A 19,203-nucleotide genomic window follows, 5' to 3' on the forward strand; every position below is an offset into this window, starting at 1 on the left:
GTGAAAGTCCTGATCACAGGTGCTGATGGCTTCATAGGGAAAAATCTTTGTTTACGTTTGGCAGAGTACAGCAGCGTTGAGGTTGTCAGTTTTACTCGCCGCAACGAAAAACATGAGCTGCCGTTACTGTTACAGGGCGTGGATTTTGTTTATCACCTTGCGGGTGTCAATCGCCCGCAAAATCCAGATGAGTTTATTGATGGTAATTCGGAGCTAACGCGTATTCTTTGTGACGGAATTGCTTCAGTTGCCAGAACTTCAGGTCGAAAAATACCTCTTCTGTTAACTTCCTCTATCCATGCTGCTAAAGATACGCCCTATGGTAACAGCAAGCGTATCGCTGAAGATTATGTGGTCAAAATAGCCAGAGATTACGATATCCCAATCTATATATGCCGTTTGCCGGGAGTATTTGGTAAATGGGCTCGACCTAATTATAATTCGGTTGTAGCGACCTTTTGTTATAACGTTGCGCATAACTTACCAATTAATATTGATAATCCCGATTATGCTATCTCGCTGGTTTATATCGATGATGTTATCAATGTCTTTTCTAAACTGTTAAATGATGACGCCAGTACCGTGGGCGATGACAATTTCCTGAAAGTTACGCCTGTATACGAAATTACGGTAGGTCAGTTAGCCACTGCTATTCAAGGGTTTAAAACAAGTCGCGATAGCCTAATAATGGATAGGGTAGGCTCTGGTTTGACTCGCGCCTTATATTCTACCTTTATTAGTTATATTCCGACCAAAGATTTTTCATATTCAATACCGGAATATAAAGACCCGCGTGGGTCATTTGTGGAGGTAATCAAAACCCGGGATTCTGGCCAGTTTTCCTATTTTACTGCTCATCCCGGCGTAACACGTGGTGGGCATTATCATCATACTAAAACTGAAAAGTTCCTGGTAATAAAAGGGACTGCACGGTTTAGGTTTCGTCACATGCTCACAAATGAAAGTTATGAGCTGGTAACAAGCGAAGCTAGAACCGAAATTGTCGAAACGATTCCCGGTTGGTCACATGATGTGACTAACATTGGTGAAGAAGAGCTAGTTGCTCTAGTTTGGGCAAATGAAAATTTCGACAGAAACAATCCTGATACTATTGCCAGCACGTTATAAGAGATGTTTATGAAAAAATTAAAAATCGTTTCCGTCGTCGGCACCCGGCCTGAAATTATTCGTCTGTCTCGCGTTCTGGCAAAGCTTGATCTCTACTGTGATCATATCATTGTACATACCGGTCAAAATTACGATTACGAATTAAATGAAGTCTTTTTTAACGATCTGGGCGTACGAAAACCTGATTTCTTTTTGAATGCCGCTGGTAAAAGCGCTGCGGAAACGATCGGTCAGGTTATTATTAAGGTTGATGAAGTTTTAGCTAGTGTTCAGCCTGAAGCGATGCTGGTATTGGGGGATACTAACTCCTGTATCTCTGCTTTACCGGCTAAACGCCGTAAAATTCCTGTTTTTCATATGGAAGCTGGAAACCGTTGTTTTGATCAACGGGTGCCAGAAGAAACCAACCGACGTATTGTTGACCATACCGCGGATGTTAATCTGACCTACAGCGATATCGCGCGCGATTATCTGTTAGCTGAAGGTTTGCCTGCCGACAGGATTATCAAAACCGGCAGCCCGATGTATGAAGTGCTAACGCATTATATGCCGCAGATTGATGCTTCTGACGTGCTTACCCGTTTAAATCTTACTGCAGGTGAGTTCTTTGTGGTTAGTGCTCACCGCGAAGAAAACGTTGATTCGCCGAAACAGCTGGCCAAACTGGCGGAGACATTGAATACGGTAGCTGAACAATATAACCTGCCGGTTATCGTCTCCACACACCCGCGAACTCGTCACCGCATTGAAGAAAATGGCATTACTTTCCATGCCAATATTCAGTTGCTGAAACCGTTAGGGTTCCACGACTATAACCATCTGCAGAAAAATGCCCGCGCAGTGCTTTCTGATAGCGGCACCATCACGGAAGAATCTTCTATCATGAACTTCCCGGCGCTGAATATCCGTGAAGCGCATGAGCGTCCGGAAGGGTTTGAAGAAGCCTCGGTAATGATGGTCGGACTGGAAACCAACCGCGTACTGCAGGCGCTGGATATTCTCGCGTCACAGCCACGGGGTGAAGAGCGTCTTTTACGTCAGGTAGCGGATTACAGTATGCCGAATGTCTCTGACAAAGTGGTCAGGATTGTGCATTCCTATACTGACTATATTAAGCGGGTTGTCTGGAAACAGTATTAATGAATCTGGTTTTAATCATTGATGATTATTTACCCCATAGTACGCGTGTTGGGGCAAAGATGTTCCACGAGTTAGCCGTTGAGCTTCGTCTTCGTGGACATCGCATTACGGTTATTACACCTGATTTTCGCCAAAAAGCCGCGTTATCGTTTGATGAGATCGACGGCATTACTGTGTGGCGTTTTAAAAGCGGACCCATTAAAGATGTGGGAAAAATCTGCCGCGCCAGTAATGAAACGCTGCTTTCATACCGAGCGTGGGGTGCAATAAGTCATCTGGTTAAACCAGAAACCTTTGATGGCATTATCTACTATTCGCCGTCTATATTTTGGGGGCGTTTGGTGAAGCATATTAAGCAGCGCTGCCGCTGCCCGGCCTATTTAGTGCTACGCGATCTTTTCCCGCAATGGGTAATAGATGCCGGCATAATGAAAGAAAGGTCGCCGATCGCAAAATATTTTCGTTATTTTGAGCGCGACGCTTACCGCCAGGCGACACGCATCGGTCTGATGTCTGATAAAAATCTGCAGCTGTTTCGCTCACTGCACCCAAACTACCCCTGCGAGGTGTTACGCAACTGGGCAGATTTGCAGCCGGTTAAAAAAGCGAGCGCGGACTACCTCTCTGTGCGGCAGCGGCTAGGATTGCAGGATAAAGTCATCTATTTCTACGGCGGCAATATCGGTCACGCGCAGGATATGGCGAATTTAATGCGCCTGGCTCGCAGTATGCAGCAGGAAGAAAAGGCCCATTTTCTTTTTATTGGCCAGGGCGATGAAGTTCAATTAATTAATCAGCTGGCGCAGCAATGGGGGCTAAATAACTTCAGTTATTTATCTTCGGTCAGTCAGGATGAGTTTCGACATATTCTTGCCGATGTTGATATTGGTCTGTTTTCGCTTTCTGCGCAACATACGGCGCATAATTTCCCGGGTAAATTATTGGGCTATATGGTTGAGTCATTACCCATTTTGGGCAGCGTTAATCAGGGTAACGATCTGCAGGATATTATCAATCAACATAACGCCGGATTTATTCATATTAATGGCGAAGATGAGAAACTGCTTTCATCGGCTAAAGCGCTTTATCATGATATTAACTTGCGCAGAAAAATGGGGCGCAGCGCCTATACATTATTGTGCGAAGAATTTTCTGTTACCTCCGTCGCGCAATTAATTGAAAAAAGTTTTGAGGATTATCATGCGTCTGTTTGATAAGAAAATGATAATGGATTTATATCAGGAAGCAGAAAGGTCGGAACGTAAACGTTCACATCTTCTGTTACATAAATCTCATAGCGAGACGGTGCAGCGTTTGCTGATCGCACTGGTAGAAGGCAGTTTTGTTGAGCCGCATTACCATGAACTGGCGAACCAGTGGGAAATGTTTATTGTTATGCGCGGGCAGCTAAGAATAAAACTGTATGACAAACAGGGAAACGTGGTTAACGATTTTATCGCGGGGCCTGAATTACCCGTTTCGGTGGTTGAATTCCAGCCGGGTGATATTCACAGCGTGGAATGTATTTCTGAACAGGCATTAATGATGGAAATTAAAGAGGGTCCGTTCAACCCTGAATTTGCTAAGGCCTTTCCGAAATGGCAGGCTGTTTGATATGTTTAAGCAATTAATGCAATTATTTTAAGAATTAACCTGTTTAGCGTTTGAACAGTCATATAGGATATCGCACCAATCGCTATTATCCGGCGCTAATAGTGGGTTAATATCGCGAATACTTTAAGCTGCTGAATCGCAGTGAACACACCTGACAGGAGTAAATAATGTCCAAGCAACAGATCGGCGTTGTAGGTATGGCGGTGATGGGCCGTAACCTGGCACTCAACATTGAGAGCCGCGGCTACACTGTATCCATCTTTAACCGTTCTCGTGAAAAAACAGATGAAGTTATCGCCGAAAACCCGGGCAAAAAACTCGCGCCTTACTACAGCATTGAAGAGTTCGTTGACTCGCTGGAAAAACCGCGTCGTATCCTGCTGATGGTGCAGGCGGGCGAAGCGACCGACAAAACTATCGCTTCACTGACTCCGCATCTGGATAAAGGCGACATTCTGATCGATGGCGGTAACACCTTCTATAAAGACACCATTCGTCGTAACAAAGAACTTTCTGAGCAAGGCTTTAACTTTATCGGTACCGGCGTGTCCGGTGGCGAAGAGGGCGCGCTGAAAGGGCCTTCCATTATGCCTGGCGGTCAGAAAGAAGCTTACGAACTGGTTGCGCCGATTCTGGATAAAATCGCTGCACGTGCTGAAGGCGAGCCTTGCGTAACCTATATCGGTCCGGACGGTGCAGGTCATTATGTGAAAATGGTGCATAACGGCATCGAATATGGCGATATGCAGCTTATTGCCGAAGCTTACTCCCTGCTGAAAAATGCGCTGGGCCTGAGCAACGAAGACCTGGCGAAAACCTTCAGCGAATGGAACGAAGGCGAGCTGAGCAGCTACCTGATCGACATTACCAAAGATATCTTCACCAAAAAAGATGAAGAGGGTAACTACCTGGTTGATGTAATCCTGGATGAAGCCGCGAACAAAGGCACCGGTAAATGGACCAGCCAGAGCTCGCTGGATCTGGGCGAGCCGCTCTCTCTGATCACCGAGTCTGTATTCGCACGTTACCTCTCCTCGCTGAAAAACCAACGCGTTGCTGCCTCTAAAGTTCTGAGCGGCCCGACTGCCCAGGCGTTCAGCGGCGATAAAGCTGAGTTCGTTGAGAAGGTGCGTCGTGCGCTTTATCTGGGCAAAATCGTCTCTTATGCGCAAGGCTTCTCTCAGCTGAAAGCCGCGTCTGATGAAAACAACTGGGATCTGAACTACGGCGAAATCGCGAAAATCTTCCGTGCTGGCTGCATCATCCGTGCGCAGTTCCTGCAGAAGATTACCGATGCCTATAAAGATACTCCGGACATCGCGAACCTGCTGCTGGCGCCTTACTTCAAAAATATCGCTGATGAATATCAGCAGGCACTGCGCGACGTGGTCGCTTATGCGGTGCAGAACGGTATCCCAACGCCAACCTTCTCAGCCGCTATTGCCTACTATGACAGCTATCGCTCTGCAGTATTGCCGGCGAACCTGATCCAGGCGCAGCGTGACTACTTTGGTGCACATACCTACAAACGTATCGACAAAGACGGCGTGTTCCATACTGAATGGCTGGACTAATTCCGTTTTGCCTAAAAAACCTCCCATTGGGAGGTTTTTTATTGATTTCAGATAACTCTTTACCGTTCCTTTTGCTATTGTTTTCTTCCTGGCGTTTATCATTCCGCTTTTCATTTAATAAGTTGGGCATACCAGAAACATGAACCAAGAAAATAAGACAACTACGGATCAGTCTTTACTTCGTCAGACCTTTTACAATAATGATGATGAGCTTGACCTGCTGGATGTTGTGGCTCAGCTGTGGAATGGTAAAAAGATCATTATCGCCACCGTGATTCTGTTTCTGTTACTGGCGATCGCGTATCTCTTTTTTGCGAAAGAGAAATGGACATCAGAAGCGATCATTACTCAGCCCAGCGCGGGCCAGGTAGCAAACTATAACGCCGCGCTTAACGTGCTCTATTCCCAGTATCCTCAGGATAAACCTGGCGTTGCGGATCTTCAGCGTCAGCTGTTTAACCGCTTTAACGCTTCTATCACTGCGCTTTCCGGCGCGCTGCAGAACCTGGATGCGCCGCTGGATTTAAAAGTCGGCCCGGTTAACGCAGGCCAGAATGACCCGTTAAGCGTTAAGTTTACCGCGCAGACCGCGAAAGAGGCTCAGGCGCAGGTAACGCATTTTATAAAGCTGGTGAATAGCGAAGTGGTAGATGATTACGGCAACGATATCAAGCGTAATATGGCTGTTAAAACCCGCGAGTTAACTGACTCGCTGACTTCGCAGATGAAGGTGGCGGAAGATAAAAAACAGCAGCGTATCGAAGCATTAAAACAGGCGTTGAAAGTAGCCGAAGGGGCCGGTATTACTTCATCGCAGCTGACCCAGGCGGAATTCTTATCGGATGATACGCTCTATCTGCTTGGGACGAAGGCGCTCTCCTCATCAATTGCCAACGAAGCGACTAAGCCGTTGCCGCTGGACGATAGTTATTATGCTACCCAGCGTGCGCTGCGCTTGATTAAGGATCTGAAAATCCAGGTCGATAACCTGCAGTCGTTCCGCTATATCATGGAACCTGATTTACCTATGCGTCGCGACAGCCCGAAAAAGGGCCTGACGCTGGTGCTGGCGGTGCTGTTAGGCGGGATTGTCGGCTCGGCGGTGGTGCTGGGGCGCAATATGGCTTCAGCTTACCGACAGCGTAAATAGTCTTTCTGATAAAAAAACCGGCCTGCAGGCCGGTTTTTTGTTTTACGCCTTATGACGCGCGCGCAGGTTATTAATAATCGCGCTCAGGTCGAGGTTCTGATCCTGTAACAGCACCAGCAGGTGATAGAGCAGGTCAGAGGCTTCGTTGGTTAGCTCATAACGATCGTTAACCGTAGCGGCCAGCGCGGTCTCGACGCCTTCTTCTCCCACTTTTTGTGCGATGCGCTTGGTGCCGCTGGCGTATAGCTTAGCGGTGTAAGAGCTGTCGGGATCGGCCTGCTTGCGTTCAGCCAGCAGCTGTTCCAGCTGATAGAGAAATGTCCAGTCCGGGGCGGCAGGAGAGAAACAGCTGGTGGTGCCAAGGTGGCAGGTGGGGCCAATGGGATTCGCCAGCACCAGCAGCGTATCGTTATCGCAGTCGGGCGTGATGCTGACCACATTCAGGAAATGACCAGAGGTCTCGCCTTTGGTCCACAGGCGCTGTTTGGTGCGCGACCAGAGGGTGACTTTCTGCTCGCGCAGGGTTTTCTCCAGCGCTTCCGGGTTCATATAGCCGTGCATTAATACTTCGCCGGAAACCTGATGTTGGACTATCACCGGCATCATGCCGCCGGTTTTTTCCCAGTCCAGTTGGGAAAGCTGCTGTTCTGTTAACACGGGCGAATCTCCACACCTTGTTCAATCAGAAACCGTTTCAGGTCGCCGATATTGATAATCTGCTTATGAAATACCGAAGCGGCCAGCGCACCATCGACGTTAGCATCACGAAAGGCTTCCAGAAAATGCGTCATGGTGCCTGCGCCGCCAGAGGCGATAAGCGGCACTTTGCATACCTCACGCACTTTTTGTAGCTGAACCATATCATAGCCGTTACGCACGCCGTCCTGGTTCATCATGTTCAGGACGATTTCGCCAGCGCCGCGCTTTTGTACTTCCTCTACCCACTCCAGCGTCTCCCACCCGGTCACCCGGGTGCGCTTTTCATCGCCGGTATATTGATTAACGTGATATTTGCCGCTCTGTTCGTCATACCAGGTATCGATGCCCACTACCATGCACTGCACGCCAAAGCGGTCCGCCAGCCGTGTAATCAGTTCAGGATCGGCCAGTGCCGGAGAGTTAATTGAGATCTTGTCGGCACCAAATGAGAGAATTTGTGCGGCGTCTTCGGCGCTTTTAATGCCACCGGCAACGCAGAACGGAATATCGATCACTTCCGCTACGCGCGCCACCCAGCTTTTATCCACCACGCGGCCATCGCTGGAAGCGGTGATATCGTAAAAAACCAGTTCATCAGCGCCTTCCTCAGCATAGCGCTGCGCCAGCGGCACAATGTCGCCGATGATTTCGTGATTGCGAAACTGCACGCCTTTAACCACCTGGCCATCGCGCACATCAAGACAGGGAATTATCCGTTTTGCCAGCATGTAATGGCCTCCGAAACCGTGAATTTATCTTCCAGCAAAGCACGCCCAACGATCACGCCCTGCGCGCCGCTGCCGCGCAGGGCAGCGATATCAGCCAGCGAGCCGATGCCGCCGGAAGACTGAAAAGCCACCTGCGGGAAACGTGCGGACACTTCCTGATAGAGCGAGACGTTCGAGCCGCTCAGCGTGCCGTCGCGTGAAATATCGGTGCATAACACATGTTGCAGCCCAAAAGGCAGAAACTGCTCAATAACCTGTTCCAGGGTGACGCCAGCCGCTTCCTGCCAGCCGCTGATCGCCACCTCTTTGCGGTTAGCGGCGTCAATACGCACATCCAGCGCCAGCACAATGGCCTGCGGGCCAAATTCGCTGAACCAGCGCTGCACGTCTTCCGGCTGTTTCACCGCCGTCGAACCCACCACGACGCGCGAGGCACCCGCCTCCAGCAGCGCAGCGACATCATCACGGCTGCGAATGCCGCCGCCGACCTGTACCGGTACCTCAACGCCCGCCAGCAACTGTTTTAACAGCGTAAGCTGGCGCGCCGCCGGATCCTTCGCGCCGGTTAAATCGACCAGGTGCAGCAGCTGCGCGCCCTGGTGCTGATAATCCTGCAAACGCGGCAACGGATCGCTTCCGTAATCGCGCTGCTGGCCGTAATCTCCCTGATGCAGACGCACCACTTTGCCATCAATCAAATCTAACGCCGGGATAATCATCCTTACATCTCCAGGAAGTTTTTCAGCAGCTGCGCGCCCGCTTTGCCGGAACGCTCAGGATGGAACTGGACGCCGTAGAAATTATCTTTCTGTACCGCAGCGGTAAAAGGCTGACCATAGTCACACTGGGCGATGGTATAAGGGTTAACCGGCATCGCATAACTGTGGACGAAATAAAACCAGCTGTTATCTTCAATGCCACGGAACAGATGCTCGCCCGCTTTCGGCGTGACGCGGTTCCAGCCCATATGCGGTAGCGGCAGACCCTGGTCTTTCATCAGATCTACCGGCTGGTCAATAATCCCTAAGGTTTTTACACCGCCGTTTTCATCGCTGCCGCTGCCGAGCAGCTGCATTCCCAGACAGATACCTAAAGTAGGCTGCGTGCAGGCTTTAATCAGATCCACCAGATCACGTTCGTGTAGCTGATCCATAGCCGCCCGGGCCGTGCCGACACCCGGCAGGAAAAGCTTGTCTGCCTGCAGAACAATATCCGCCTCGCGGCTAACCTGCGGCTGATAGCCCAGGCGTTGAATGGCTGCTTTTACCGACGAGAGGTTGGCGCAGCCGGTATCCAGGATCACCACGTTCATTACAGCACTCCTTTCGAACTCGGCAGGGTGTTGCCTTCTACACGAATCGCCTGGCGCAGCGTGCGGCCAAAAGCTTTAAACAGGCTTTCTACACGATGATGATCGTTTTTGCCTTTGGTTTTCAGATGCAGCGTGCTGGCCATAGAGTAGGAGAGAGAGCGGAAAAAGTGCTCAACCATCTCAGTGCTGAGATCGCCGACGCGCTGATAGTTAAACTCCGCCTTGAACTCCAGATGCGGACGGCCGGAAATATCCAGCGCGCAGCGCGCCAGGCACTCATCCATCGGCAGCACGAAGCCAAAGCGCCCGATGCCGCGCTTGTCACCCAGCGCTTTCAGCAGCGCCTCGCCCAGCGCCAGGCCGGTATCCTCTACCGTGTGGTGATCGTCGATATACAGGTCGCCTTTTACCTCAACGTTCATACGCAGGCCGCCATGCGTAGCGATCTGATCCAGCATATGATCGAAGAAGCCAACGCCGGTGTTGATTTTGCTGCCGCCTTCGCGATCCAGCCAGACTTCGATTTCAATCTGCGTCTCTTTGGTATTGCGGTTCACCTTCGCGTAGCGATCGCGCTGCGTCAGTTTTTGACTGATGGCGTTCCAGTTCAGACCGTCCTGGCTGTAGCGTAATCCCTGAATACCCATGTTCTGCGCCAGTTCGATATCGGTGGCGCGATCGCCGATCACATAGCTGTGCGCCTTATCCAGCGCGCCTTCTGCCAGCCAGGCTTCCACCATTTGGGTTTTTGGCTTACGGCAGTCGCAGTTATCCGCTGGTAGATGCGGACAGATCAGTACATCGGTAAAGCGCACGCCCTGCGAGTTAAAAATCTGCATCATCAGGTTGTGCGGACCGTCAAAGTCAGCCTGCGGGAAACTGGCAGTGCCAAGGCCATCCTGGTTGGTGATCATTACCAACTGGTAACCGGCTTTCTGCAACGCCAGCAGCGCCGGGATCACATCAGGTTCAAAGGCCAGCTTCTCCATGCGATCCACCTGAAAATCCTGCGGGGGTTCGCTGATAAGGGTGCCGTCGCGATCGATAAAAAGGGTTTTCTGACTCATGCTTGCTCCACAATGCCGGCGGCGCCGGGTAAGGCTTGCAGTGCGGCGATCAGGCGCTCGCACTCATTTCGGGTACCGATGGAAATGCGCAGGCATCCGGCGAGCCCCGGGTTTTTGTTCTGGTCCCGCAGAATAATGCCCTGATCCCACAGCGATTTAAATATCGTCGGAGAGTCAGTAAAGCGCACCAGAATATAGTTGGTTTCGCTGGGAAACACCTGTTCCACACAGGAAAGCCTGGTCAGAGCGGTCGCCAGCCAGGCGCGGTTAGTATTTAGCTCAACCACATGCTGTCGCATCAGCGTAATGCCGTCGTCGCTCAACGCCTGCGCGGCGATATCGGCTACCGGCGTTGAGAGCGGGTAGGGCGCAATCACCTTCAGTAGCAGCTCGATGACCGCCGCGTTGGCCAGCGTAAAGCCGCAGCGCAGTCCCGCCAGCGCAAAGGCTTTCGACAGGGTGCGCAATACCACCAGATGCGGGTACTCTGCAATCCAGCCTGCCAGCGTCGCCTGGGGGCAAAATTCGATGTAGGCCTCGTCTGCCACCACCAGCGCTTTGCCGCGCGTCATCTCCAGCAGCTGACGAATTGCCTCCGGGTCAATCAGGTTGCCGGTGGGATTATTCGGGCTGCACATATAGATCAGCTTTACGCCATCCAGCGCAGCGGCGATCGCAGGCAGGTTCAGCTGCCAGTTATCCAGCGCCGGCACGGTGCGGTACTCCACGCCGATAGTTTCGGCACTAACGCTGTACATGCCGTAAGTGGGCGGGCAGAACAGAATAGCGTCCTGGCCTGGCTCGCAGAAAGCCCGGATCAGCAGTTCAATACCTTCATCCGCGCCACGGCTCACCAGCACCTGATCCGGCGTCACGCCAGCATAGGCGGCGTAACGCCGGATCACCTGCTCTGGCTGACACTCCGGATAGCGATTCAGCGTGTTTTGCGACATTTCAAACGGGACCGGCAGCGGATATTCGTTGGCGTTCAGCCAGACGTCACCGTTGCCGCCGAGACGACGCGCCGACTGATAGGGCGTCAGCGCACGCACGTTAGCGCGCGCTAATTCAGCAATATTCAGGCTCATGCTTGCTCCTTTAGCGCGGCGACCCGCAGCGTGACAGCATTTTTATGGGCGATAAGCTGCTCGGCGGCAGCCAGCGTCTCAATGGTTGGGGCCAGATTCAGGAAACCCTGCGGCGTTAGCTCCTGTACCGTCATGCGCTTTTGAAAATCAGCGAGACCGAGGCTGGAGCAGGTGGCGGTATAGCCGTAGGTCGGCAATACGTGGTTGGTGCCGGAAGCGTAATCACCTGCCGATTCCGGTGACCAGTCGCCGAGAAACACCGAACCGGCGCTGGTGATCTGATCCACCAGCTCGCGCGGCTGGCGCGTCTGGATAATCAAGTGCTCTGGCCCGTAGCGGTTGGAAATCTCCACGCACTGTTGCAGATCGCGGGCAACGATCAGTCGGCTGCTGGCTAATGCCTGACGCGCGGTGGCCGCGCGCGGCAGCTGTTCCAGCTGTGCTTCCACCGCTTCTGCTACCGCCTGTGCCAGGCGGCGCGACGGCGTCAGCAGGATCACCTGTGAATCGGGACCATGTTCCGCCTGCGACAGCAAATCAGAAGCAACAAAAGCGGGCGTGGCATCATCATCGGCAATCACCAGTACCTCAGAGGGGCCTGCAGGCATATCGATCGCAGCGCCATCCAGACGCTGACTGACCTGGCGCTTGGCTTCGGTCACCCAGGCATTGCCGGGGCCAAAAATTTTATCTACTTTCGGAACCGATTCGGTGCCGAAGGCGAGGGCGGCAATCGCCTGCGCGCCGCCGACCTGAAAAACTTCTTCTACGCCACACAGCTGCGCGGCATACAGGATCTCATCGGCAATCGGCGGCGGCGAGCAGAGCACCACGCGTGCGCAGCCAGCAATGCGTGCCGGCGTTGCCAGCATCAGTACCGTAGAGAACAGCGGCGCTGAACCGCCAGGAATATAGAGACCCACTGAGCGGATCGGGCGCGTTACCTGCTGACAGCGCACGCCCGGCTGGGTTTCAATATCTACCGCAGGCAGCTGCTGGGCGCGGTGAAAGGTTTCGATGTTCGCTACCGCCACCGCCATCGCCTGCTTTACGTTATCGTCAAGCCGTGCAGCCGCTTCGGCAATCTGAGCCGCGCTAACGCGCAGTTCATCAACCTGAGTTTTATCAAAGGCGGCGCTATATTCACGCAGCGCGGCATCGCCCGCTTCGCTGACGCGGGCAAGGATCGAGCGCACCGTTTGCGTAATGTTATCGGAAGCAGAAATCGCAGGGCGCATCAGCAGCGCCTGCTGCTGCGCCTCGTCGCACTGCTGCCAGTCTGTAAGCGTGTCAAAGCGGCTCATGGCATTACTCCATCATCTTCTCAATTGGCAACACCAGAATGGAACTGGCGCCCAGCGCCTTTAATTTTTCCATGGTTTCCCAGAACAGCGTCTCACTGCTGACCATGTGCATCGCCAGGCGGCTTTGGTCGCCTGCCAGCGGCAGCACCGTTGGACGTTCAGCACCTGGCAGCAGCGCAATCACCTCTTCCAGCCGGTCGCTTGGCGCATGCAGCATAATGTATTTTGATTCACGCGCTTTGATCACGCCCTGGATACGCGTCATCAGCTTATCCACCAGCTCCTGTTTCGCCGCTGACAGCTCGCCGTCGCGCTGGATCAGCACCGCTTTCGAGCGATAAATCACTTCCACTTCACGCAGGCCATTGGCCTCCAGCGTGGCGCCGGTAGAAACCAGATCGCAGATCGCATCGGCCAGACCCGCGCGCGGCGCGACTTCAACGGAGCCATTTAGCAGGCAGGATTTAAAAGCGACGCCTTGTTTATCAAGATACTGCTTCAGCAGATGAGGATAGGAGGTGGCAATACGCGTATTTTGCAGACACTGGACGCCGGTATACTCCTCATCTACCGGCATCGCCAGCGACAGACGGCAGCCGCCAAAATCAAGGCGACGCAGAGTAAAGTAGCGCGGGTCTTCACCTTGCGCACGGCGGGTCAGCAACTCTTCTTCCAGCACATTTTCGCCAATGATGCCGAGATCCACTACGCCATCCATCACCAGGCCGGGGATATCATCATCACGCACGCGCAAAATATCGATTGGCATGTTTTCAGCGAAGGCGATCAGACGCTGTTGCTGCAGGTTAATTTTAATGCCGCAGCGCGCCAGAAGCTCGCGTGACTCATCGCTTAAACGGCCAGATTTTTGCATAGCTATGCGTAAACGGGTGTTATCTAACATCTCTCCAGTCCTCTTCTCATTTATCCTGTCTGTTGCAGTCCGCCAAAAAAAAGCCCCCGGAAGAGGATCTTCCGGGGGCCATTTGCGTTCTGCACCACTGGAAGATCCTAAACGTCTTCCAGCACACATCGCCTGAAAGACTAGTCAGGATGATGGTGGTGATGATGGTTGAACTGAACGCGTGTCATAATTTCTCTGCATGTATATTCATTTGCCTGCTGATTAACCTAGCGGAGATAGCGCACATTGGCAACCGTTTTTTCGCCAGGCAGAGAAATCTCTTTTTGTGCGAAGATTGTCACGCGCGAAGGCGTGACGTAGCCTTATTGTTAATCAAGCTGAAGGGGCAGGAGCAGAAATGAAAAAGGTCGCGATTGTAGGTCTGGGATGGCTGGGTATGCCGCTGGCAACGGCGTTAACGGCGCGCGGCTGGCAGGTGAGCGGCAGCAAAACCACACCGGATGGCGTCGAGGCGGCGCGCATGTGCGGGATCGCCTGCTGTGAGCTGCGGCTGACTCCGGAACTGGCGTGCGATGCCGATGAGCTGGAGGCGCTGCTGTCGGTAGATGCGCTGGTGGTGACCTTGCCAGCCAGCCGTACGGCAGAGGGCGGCGAAAATTATCAGCGTGCGGTGCAAAACCTGGTCGACAGCGCGCTGGCGTTTAACGTGCCGCGCATTATCTTTACCAGTTCCACCTCAGTTTACGGCAACGGCGCGGGCGTGATGAAAGAGCATAGCCCGTTGCAGCCGGTTACCGTTGCCGGAAAGACACTGGCGGAGCTGGAAAACTGGCTGCACGATCTGCCGGGTACCTCGGTCGATATTTTGCGGCTGGCCGGTCTGGTCGGGCCGCAGCGTCATCCGGGACGCTTTCTTGCTGGTAAAACTGATGTGCCGGATGGTGAACTTGGCGTGAATCTGGTGCATGTGGATGATGTGGTAGCGGCAATTACGCTGCTGCTGCAAACGCCAAAAGGCGGCCATATCTATAACCTTAGCGCTCCGGCGCATCCGGCCCGTGAGCAATTCTATCGCGCAGCCGCCCAGCAGCTGGGATTAACGCCGCCAACCTTTGCCGCTGCCGGTAATAAACAAGGCAAAATTGTCGATGGCAGTAAAATTTGCGACGAACTGGGATTTGAGTATCGTTACCCCGATCCGGCCACCATGCCGTTGGGTTAACGCAGCGGCAATTAGACACCAAGCCGATCGCGCAGTGCATACCAGGCGGCACCGACGGCGGTCAGCGGCACTTTAAAACGTCGACCGCCGGGGAAGGGCAGATGCGGCAGGCGGGCGAATGCGTCAAAGCGTTCGGCGTCGCCGCGTAGCGTTTCCGCCACCAGCTTGCCCGCCAGATGGGTAAAGGTAACACCGTGTCCACTGTCGCCCTGAATGTAATAAACCTGCTTATCCAGCCGTCCCAGCTGCGGCATCCGCGACAGCGTCAGTAAAAAGTTGCCGCTCCAGCAATGGCTTAGCTTAACGTTTTGCAACTGAGGAAAGGTTTTCAGCAGCTTCGGACGGATCAGCGCGGCGATATCCTGCGGTTCACGTGCGCCATAAATCACGCCGCCGCCGTACAGCAGGCGGTTGTCGGCGGTTAAGCGGAAATAGTCCAGCAGATAGTTACAATCCTCAACGCAGTAATTGTCCGGCAGCAGCGCCAGCGCCTGATCCGCGCTGAGCGGTTCGGTGGTGACAATCTGCGAGCCGCAGGGCATGCTTTTACGGCTCAGACGCGGCTCCAGCTCCGGTGCCAGATAGGCGTTACCGGCAAAAATCACAAATTTAGCGCTGACGTCGCCACGTGCGGTTTTAACGATATTGGGCGTGCCGTAGGTTACTTTTTCCACCGCCGACTGTTCATAAATCCGGCCGCCGTGACGACGTATCGCTTCTGCTTCGCCCAGCGCCAGGTTTAACGGATGCAGATGGCCGCCGCGCCGATCCAGCAGCCCACCGACATAACGCTCGGTGCCAATGGCGCGTCGGATGCCGCGCTCATCCAGTAGCTCAAGCTGATGGTTGCCGTAGCGCTCCCATAGCTGCTGCTGCGTGCGCAGATGCTGCATCTGACGCGCATTCAGCGCGGCGAAAATGCCGCCGGGTCGGTAATCGCAGTCAATGGCGTAGCGGTCGATGCGATCGCGAATAATATCGGCACCTTCGAACATCATACTGCCCAGCATGCGCGCCGCGTCGGTGCCGTAGCGCTGCTCAATCACATCAATATCGCGGCTGTAAGAGTTCACCACTTGTCCGCCGTTGCGCCCGCTGGCGCCGTAGCCGACGCTCTCCGCCTCCAGCACTACCACCTCATAGCCCGCCTCGGTTAAAAACAGCGCCGAAGAGAGACCGGTAAATCCGGCACCGATAATACACACATCGCACTGTACCGAGCCATCCAGCTGCGGCCAGGGCTGATGCGAATTAGCCGTTGCGGCGTAATAGCTATCCACATGATTCACGGCGGTCTCCTCTGGCTCTCAGAAGTTAGCGGGCGTATGGGCGCTGACAATACGACAGACCCGATTCGAGGTATTACTAAAACTGTGCGGCTGACCGGTATCAATAATATAACTTTGCCCGGCATGCAGCTGGTAGCGCTGCCCGTTAATAGTCAGCGTGATTTCACCCTCCAGCAGCGTGCCGGTTTCCTCGCCGGGATGACGAATTTTTTCACCGGTCGTGGCACCTGGCTGGTAGGTTTCCAGCAGCATTGCCAGATTATGGCGGAGGCTGCCGTTATGGATAAGCTTCAGGGAGACGCCCTGGCTGCCAATATCGATCAGCTCATCCTGCTCAATCACCATTTTCGGCGGGCTATTTTTTACCGCCTCTGAAAAAAATTCTGACAGCGACAGCCCGTAAACCGTCAGCAGCTTTTGCAGCGTACTGACAGCAGGGCTGACTTTATCCTGTTCAATGGTGCTGATGGCACTGTGGGTCAGCCCGGCGAGCTCAGCAACTCGCCGCTGCGACAAACCTAACTCTTGCCGGATTTGAGACAGACGTCGTCCGGGGGCGAGAGTGGCTTCGTTCATAGCCGTTTTTCCTTGCGATATTGATGACAGGCGCTGATAAATGCCTCAAACAGCCGGGATGAGGCGCAGGAATGCTGGTGTTGCCACTCCGGATGCCACTGTACGCCAATGGCAAACGGGTGTTCGGGAACAGAGACCGCTTCAATCACGCCATCCTCTGCGATCGCCTCCGGCCATAACCGTGGGCCCGGATCTTTGATGCCCTGTTTATGCAGCGAATTAACCTGTAGCGGTGCGTCGCTGCCCAGCAGACGCGCCAGCTGGCCGTCTGGCGTTAGCGCAATATGATGCGCTGGCGCATACTGCTCAGCCAGCGGTGCGTCAGTGTCGGCATAATGCAGCACCTTTTCATCCGGCAACTGACGGTTGAGCGTGCCGCCTGCGGCTACAGCCAGCTCCTGCATGCCGCGGCAAATGGCCAACAACGGCAGCCGCAGCGCCAGCGCCTGTGGGATCAGCTGCATCGCCAGTTCGTCACGCCCCGGATCGCTCTCTTCTTCTTCACCTGCCGCGCCATAGCGCCAGGGTTCAATATTGCTGGGACTGCCCGGCAATAGCAGGCCGTCAAACAACGGCAGCGTACGCTGAGAGATTATCTCGCCCAGCCCTGGCCGGTGGGGCAGCGCGATAACCACACCGCCGGCATCCATAATCGCATCGAGATATTTTTGATAGAGAACCCAGCCTGGATGCCCATCCTTTACTGTGTGGCACATCACTACGCCGATAAGCGGATTGTCTATTATTCTTTCCACATCGTTGGTCTCCGGCTGGCAATTATTTCTGACAAAACCGCTTAGAGCCTATGCTGTTTCCTGACCTCCTTGCGGGGCGCTGGCGGGCGGGTTAAGCGCGTACAGGCTTTTTATGACCTGCCTGTCTGTTTACAATCTAGACAGGCTTTGTTCAATATTCAAACCACTCTGTAACATTTGCACACTTTTTGTCTTATGACTATGTTCTAAATATGGCCGTTATTTTGAGCAGTACGCACAACCCTTCTAAAACGGTAAATGGCGGGTGGGATCATGACAAACCTGGTAGAAGTAGAAGACTTCACAAGACATAGTGAAGAGATGCGAACCAGCGCGTTCCAGAATGAGGTAAAAACCTATCTGGAACGCCATCCTGAAACGCAATATGTCGACATTCTCCTCAATGATTTGAACGGTATTTTTCGCGGTAAACGTATCCCGATAGGCAGCCTGGCGAAACTGGAAAAGGGCTGTTACTTCCCGGCCTCCGTGTTTGCGATGGATATTCTGGGCAATACCGTCGAGCAGGCTGGTTTAGGCCAGGCGCTGGGCGAGCCGGATAATATCTGTACGCCTGTTGAGGGCACGCTGGTTCCTTCCGCTTCCGATCCCGACCGCATAGCACAACTGCTGCTGACCATGCGTAATCAAGATGGCACTCCCTTTGACGTTGAACCCCGTAATGTTTTAAACAATCTCTGGCAGCGCTTGCGCAACCGGGGACTGTTTCCGGTGGTAGCGGTAGAGCTGGAGTTCTATCTGGTCGATAAACAACGCGACCACGACGGTTTTATTCAACCGCCCTGTACGCCCGGCAGCGATGAGCGCAGCATGCAAAGCCAGGTCTATTCCGTGGATAATCTTGACCATTTCGCCCAGGTTCTGGGGGATATTGACCGGCTGGCGCAGCTGCAGGGCATTCCTGGCGATGGCGCGCTGGCGGAAGCCTCGCCGGGCCAGTTTGAAATCAATCTGCGGCATACGCGCAACGTGCTGAGCGCCTGCGATCATGCGCTTCAGCTCAAACGCCTGATTCGCCAGGTGGCGGAAAACCACGGCATGACCGCCACCTTTATGGCGAAACCTTATGAAGAGTATGCGGGCAGCGGTATGCATGTGCATGTCAGCATGCTGGACGCTGCCGACCATAACGCCTTTGCCTGCGATGACGGCAGCGATTCGCCACTGCTGAAGCGGGCGCTGGCCGGGATGATCGATCTGATGCCTGCCTCGATGGCGCTGCTGGCACCCAACGTGAATGCTTACCGCCGCTTCTGCCCGGAATCCTGGGTACCGCTGCAGGCGTCATGGGGACATAACAACCGCACCGTCGCGCTGCGCATTCCCTGTGGCGACATTGAAAACCGCCGCGTTGAATATCGCGTTGCCGGCGCTGATGCCAATCCCTGGCTGGTGATGTCAGCGATTTTCGCTGGCATTCTGCACGGGCTGGATAATGCACTGCCGCTTCCGGCAGCGGTGACCGGCAACGGTCATGAAGCAGTGGGCACGCCGCTCCCGGTGCGGCAGAGCGAAGCACTGGATCTGTTTGCCCGTAGCCGCACGCTGCAGGATCTGTTGGGCGAACGCTTTAGCTTTGTCTGGCACTGCTGCAAACATCATGAGCTGATGCAGTTTGAACGGCTGATTACCGCAACTGAAATTGACTGGATGTTAAAAAACGCCTGAGGT

At 53.6% G+C, this 19,203-nt stretch carries 20 protein-coding genes and 1 other annotated feature; of the genes, 8 read left to right on the forward strand and 12 right to left on the reverse strand.

What is annotated here, in order from left to right:
- From wbjC to wzzB, 6 genes are all read left to right on the forward strand, one after another.
- A complete protein-coding gene (wbjC, locus tag ACQE32_RS02665; RefSeq protein WP_427021299.1) occupies positions 1-1,128 on the forward strand; it encodes a UDP-2-acetamido-2,6-beta-L-arabino-hexul-4-ose reductase in 1,128 nt (375 codons plus the stop codon).
- Positions 1,129-1,137: 9 nt separating this feature from the next.
- A complete protein-coding gene (wecB, locus tag ACQE32_RS02670) occupies positions 1,138-2,268 on the forward strand; it encodes a non-hydrolyzing UDP-N-acetylglucosamine 2-epimerase (protein WP_427021300.1) in 1,131 nt (376 codons plus the stop codon).
- A complete protein-coding gene (locus tag ACQE32_RS02675) occupies positions 2,268-3,482 on the forward strand; it encodes a glycosyltransferase family 4 protein (protein WP_427021301.1) in 1,215 nt (404 codons plus the stop codon). Before wecB ends, ACQE32_RS02675 begins: the two co-directional genes overlap by 1 nt.
- Positions 3,469-3,882: a WbuC family cupin fold metalloprotein gene (locus ACQE32_RS02680; RefSeq protein ID WP_427021302.1), complete on the forward strand. Its 414-nt coding sequence runs from the start codon at positions 3,469-3,471 to the stop codon at positions 3,880-3,882. Before ACQE32_RS02675 ends, ACQE32_RS02680 begins: the two co-directional genes overlap by 14 nt.
- A 167-nt stretch (positions 3,883-4,049) precedes the next feature.
- Positions 4,050-5,456 (forward strand): NADP-dependent phosphogluconate dehydrogenase, encoded by a 1,407-nt coding sequence (gene gndA / locus ACQE32_RS02685; RefSeq protein WP_426980809.1) that lies wholly within the window; start codon positions 4,050-4,052, stop codon positions 5,454-5,456.
- Positions 5,457-5,595: 139 nt separating this feature from the next.
- Positions 5,596-6,606: an LPS O-antigen chain length determinant protein WzzB gene (gene wzzB / locus ACQE32_RS02690; RefSeq protein WP_427021303.1), complete on the forward strand. Its 1,011-nt coding sequence runs from the start codon at positions 5,596-5,598 to the stop codon at positions 6,604-6,606.
- A 42-nt stretch (positions 6,607-6,648) separates the two neighbouring features.
- Here wzzB and hisIE read toward each other — a convergent pair whose 3' ends face one another.
- The 9 genes from hisIE to hisL all read right to left on the reverse strand — a co-directional run bounded on the left by hisIE (position 6,649) and on the right by hisL (position 13,896).
- Positions 6,649-7,263, reverse strand: a complete 615-nt coding sequence (gene hisIE, locus ACQE32_RS02695; RefSeq protein WP_426980811.1) for a bifunctional phosphoribosyl-AMP cyclohydrolase/phosphoribosyl-ATP diphosphatase HisIE — start codon at positions 7,261-7,263, stop codon at positions 6,649-6,651.
- Positions 7,257-8,033 carry an imidazole glycerol phosphate synthase subunit HisF gene (gene hisF / locus ACQE32_RS02700; protein ID WP_427021304.1) on the reverse strand — a complete coding sequence of 259 codons (777 nt, stop codon included), beginning with the start codon at positions 8,031-8,033 and terminating at the stop codon, positions 7,257-7,259. Before hisF ends, hisIE begins: the two co-directional genes overlap by 7 nt.
- Positions 8,015-8,752, reverse strand: coding sequence for a 1-(5-phosphoribosyl)-5-[(5-phosphoribosylamino)methylideneamino]imidazole-4-carboxamide isomerase (gene hisA / locus ACQE32_RS02705; protein WP_427021305.1), 738 nt, complete (start codon positions 8,750-8,752; stop codon positions 8,015-8,017). Before hisA ends, hisF begins: the two co-directional genes overlap by 19 nt.
- Before the next feature lie 2 nt (positions 8,753-8,754).
- Positions 8,755-9,345 (reverse strand): imidazole glycerol phosphate synthase subunit HisH, encoded by a 591-nt coding sequence (gene hisH / locus ACQE32_RS02710; RefSeq protein WP_250650300.1) that lies wholly within the window; start codon positions 9,343-9,345, stop codon positions 8,755-8,757.
- Positions 9,345-10,412, reverse strand: a complete 1,068-nt coding sequence (hisB, locus tag ACQE32_RS02715; RefSeq protein ID WP_427021306.1) for a bifunctional histidinol-phosphatase/imidazoleglycerol-phosphate dehydratase HisB — start codon at positions 10,410-10,412, stop codon at positions 9,345-9,347. Before hisB ends, hisH begins: the two co-directional genes overlap by 1 nt.
- Positions 10,409-11,500: a histidinol-phosphate transaminase gene (gene hisC, locus ACQE32_RS02720; protein ID WP_427021307.1), complete on the reverse strand. Its 1,092-nt coding sequence runs from the start codon at positions 11,498-11,500 to the stop codon at positions 10,409-10,411. Before hisC ends, hisB begins: the two co-directional genes overlap by 4 nt.
- A complete protein-coding gene (gene hisD / locus ACQE32_RS02725) occupies positions 11,497-12,804 on the reverse strand; it encodes a histidinol dehydrogenase (protein WP_426972061.1) in 1,308 nt (435 codons plus the stop codon). The genes hisC and hisD overlap by 4 nt, the downstream gene beginning before the upstream one ends.
- 4 nt (positions 12,805-12,808) lie before the next feature.
- Positions 12,809-13,708 (reverse strand): ATP phosphoribosyltransferase, encoded by a 900-nt coding sequence (gene hisG, locus ACQE32_RS02730; protein WP_426972062.1) that lies wholly within the window; start codon positions 13,706-13,708, stop codon positions 12,809-12,811.
- 44 nt (positions 13,709-13,752) lie between these two features.
- Positions 13,753-13,873: a sequence feature (His leader region), on the reverse strand.
- A complete protein-coding gene (hisL, locus tag ACQE32_RS02735; protein WP_100396937.1) occupies positions 13,849-13,896 on the reverse strand; it encodes a his operon leader peptide in 48 nt (15 codons plus the stop codon). Its footprint overlaps the feature before it by 25 nt.
- 170 nt (positions 13,897-14,066) lie before the next feature.
- Between hisL and ACQE32_RS02740 the strand changes: the two genes are divergently transcribed.
- Complete coding sequence (locus ACQE32_RS02740; protein ID WP_426980815.1) at positions 14,067-14,891, forward strand: SDR family oxidoreductase; 825 nt, start codon at positions 14,067-14,069, stop codon at positions 14,889-14,891.
- A gap of 11 nt (positions 14,892-14,902) precedes the next feature.
- Here ACQE32_RS02740 and ACQE32_RS02745 read toward each other — a convergent pair whose 3' ends face one another.
- From ACQE32_RS02745 to puuD, 3 genes are read right to left on the reverse strand one after another with little or no spacing between them, the layout of a single operon-like run.
- The gene (locus tag ACQE32_RS02745) at positions 14,903-16,180 is read right to left on the reverse strand and encodes an NAD(P)/FAD-dependent oxidoreductase (protein ID WP_427021308.1); all 1,278 of its coding nucleotides are present in this window, start codon (positions 16,178-16,180) and stop codon (positions 14,903-14,905) included.
- A gap of 18 nt (positions 16,181-16,198) precedes the next feature.
- Positions 16,199-16,756, reverse strand: a complete 558-nt coding sequence (gene puuR, locus ACQE32_RS02750; RefSeq protein ID WP_426972065.1) for an HTH-type transcriptional regulator PuuR — start codon at positions 16,754-16,756, stop codon at positions 16,199-16,201.
- On the reverse strand, positions 16,753-17,511 hold the full coding sequence (gene puuD / locus ACQE32_RS02755) for a gamma-glutamyl-gamma-aminobutyrate hydrolase (RefSeq protein WP_427021309.1): 759 nt from the start codon (positions 17,509-17,511) through the stop codon (positions 16,753-16,755). The genes puuR and puuD overlap by 4 nt, the downstream gene beginning before the upstream one ends.
- Before the next feature lie 273 nt (positions 17,512-17,784).
- Here puuD and ACQE32_RS02760 point away from each other — a divergent pair, with 273 nt between their 5' ends.
- Positions 17,785-19,200: a glutamine synthetase family protein gene (locus ACQE32_RS02760; protein ID WP_426972067.1), complete on the forward strand. Its 1,416-nt coding sequence runs from the start codon at positions 17,785-17,787 to the stop codon at positions 19,198-19,200.
- The last annotated feature ends 3 nt before the right edge of the window (positions 19,201-19,203 follow it).

Origin of the sequence: Pantoea sp. FN0302 (assembly GCF_050113775.1) — a bacterium.
Classification (GTDB): Bacteria; Pseudomonadota; Gammaproteobacteria; order Enterobacterales; family Enterobacteriaceae; genus Mixta; species Mixta alhagi.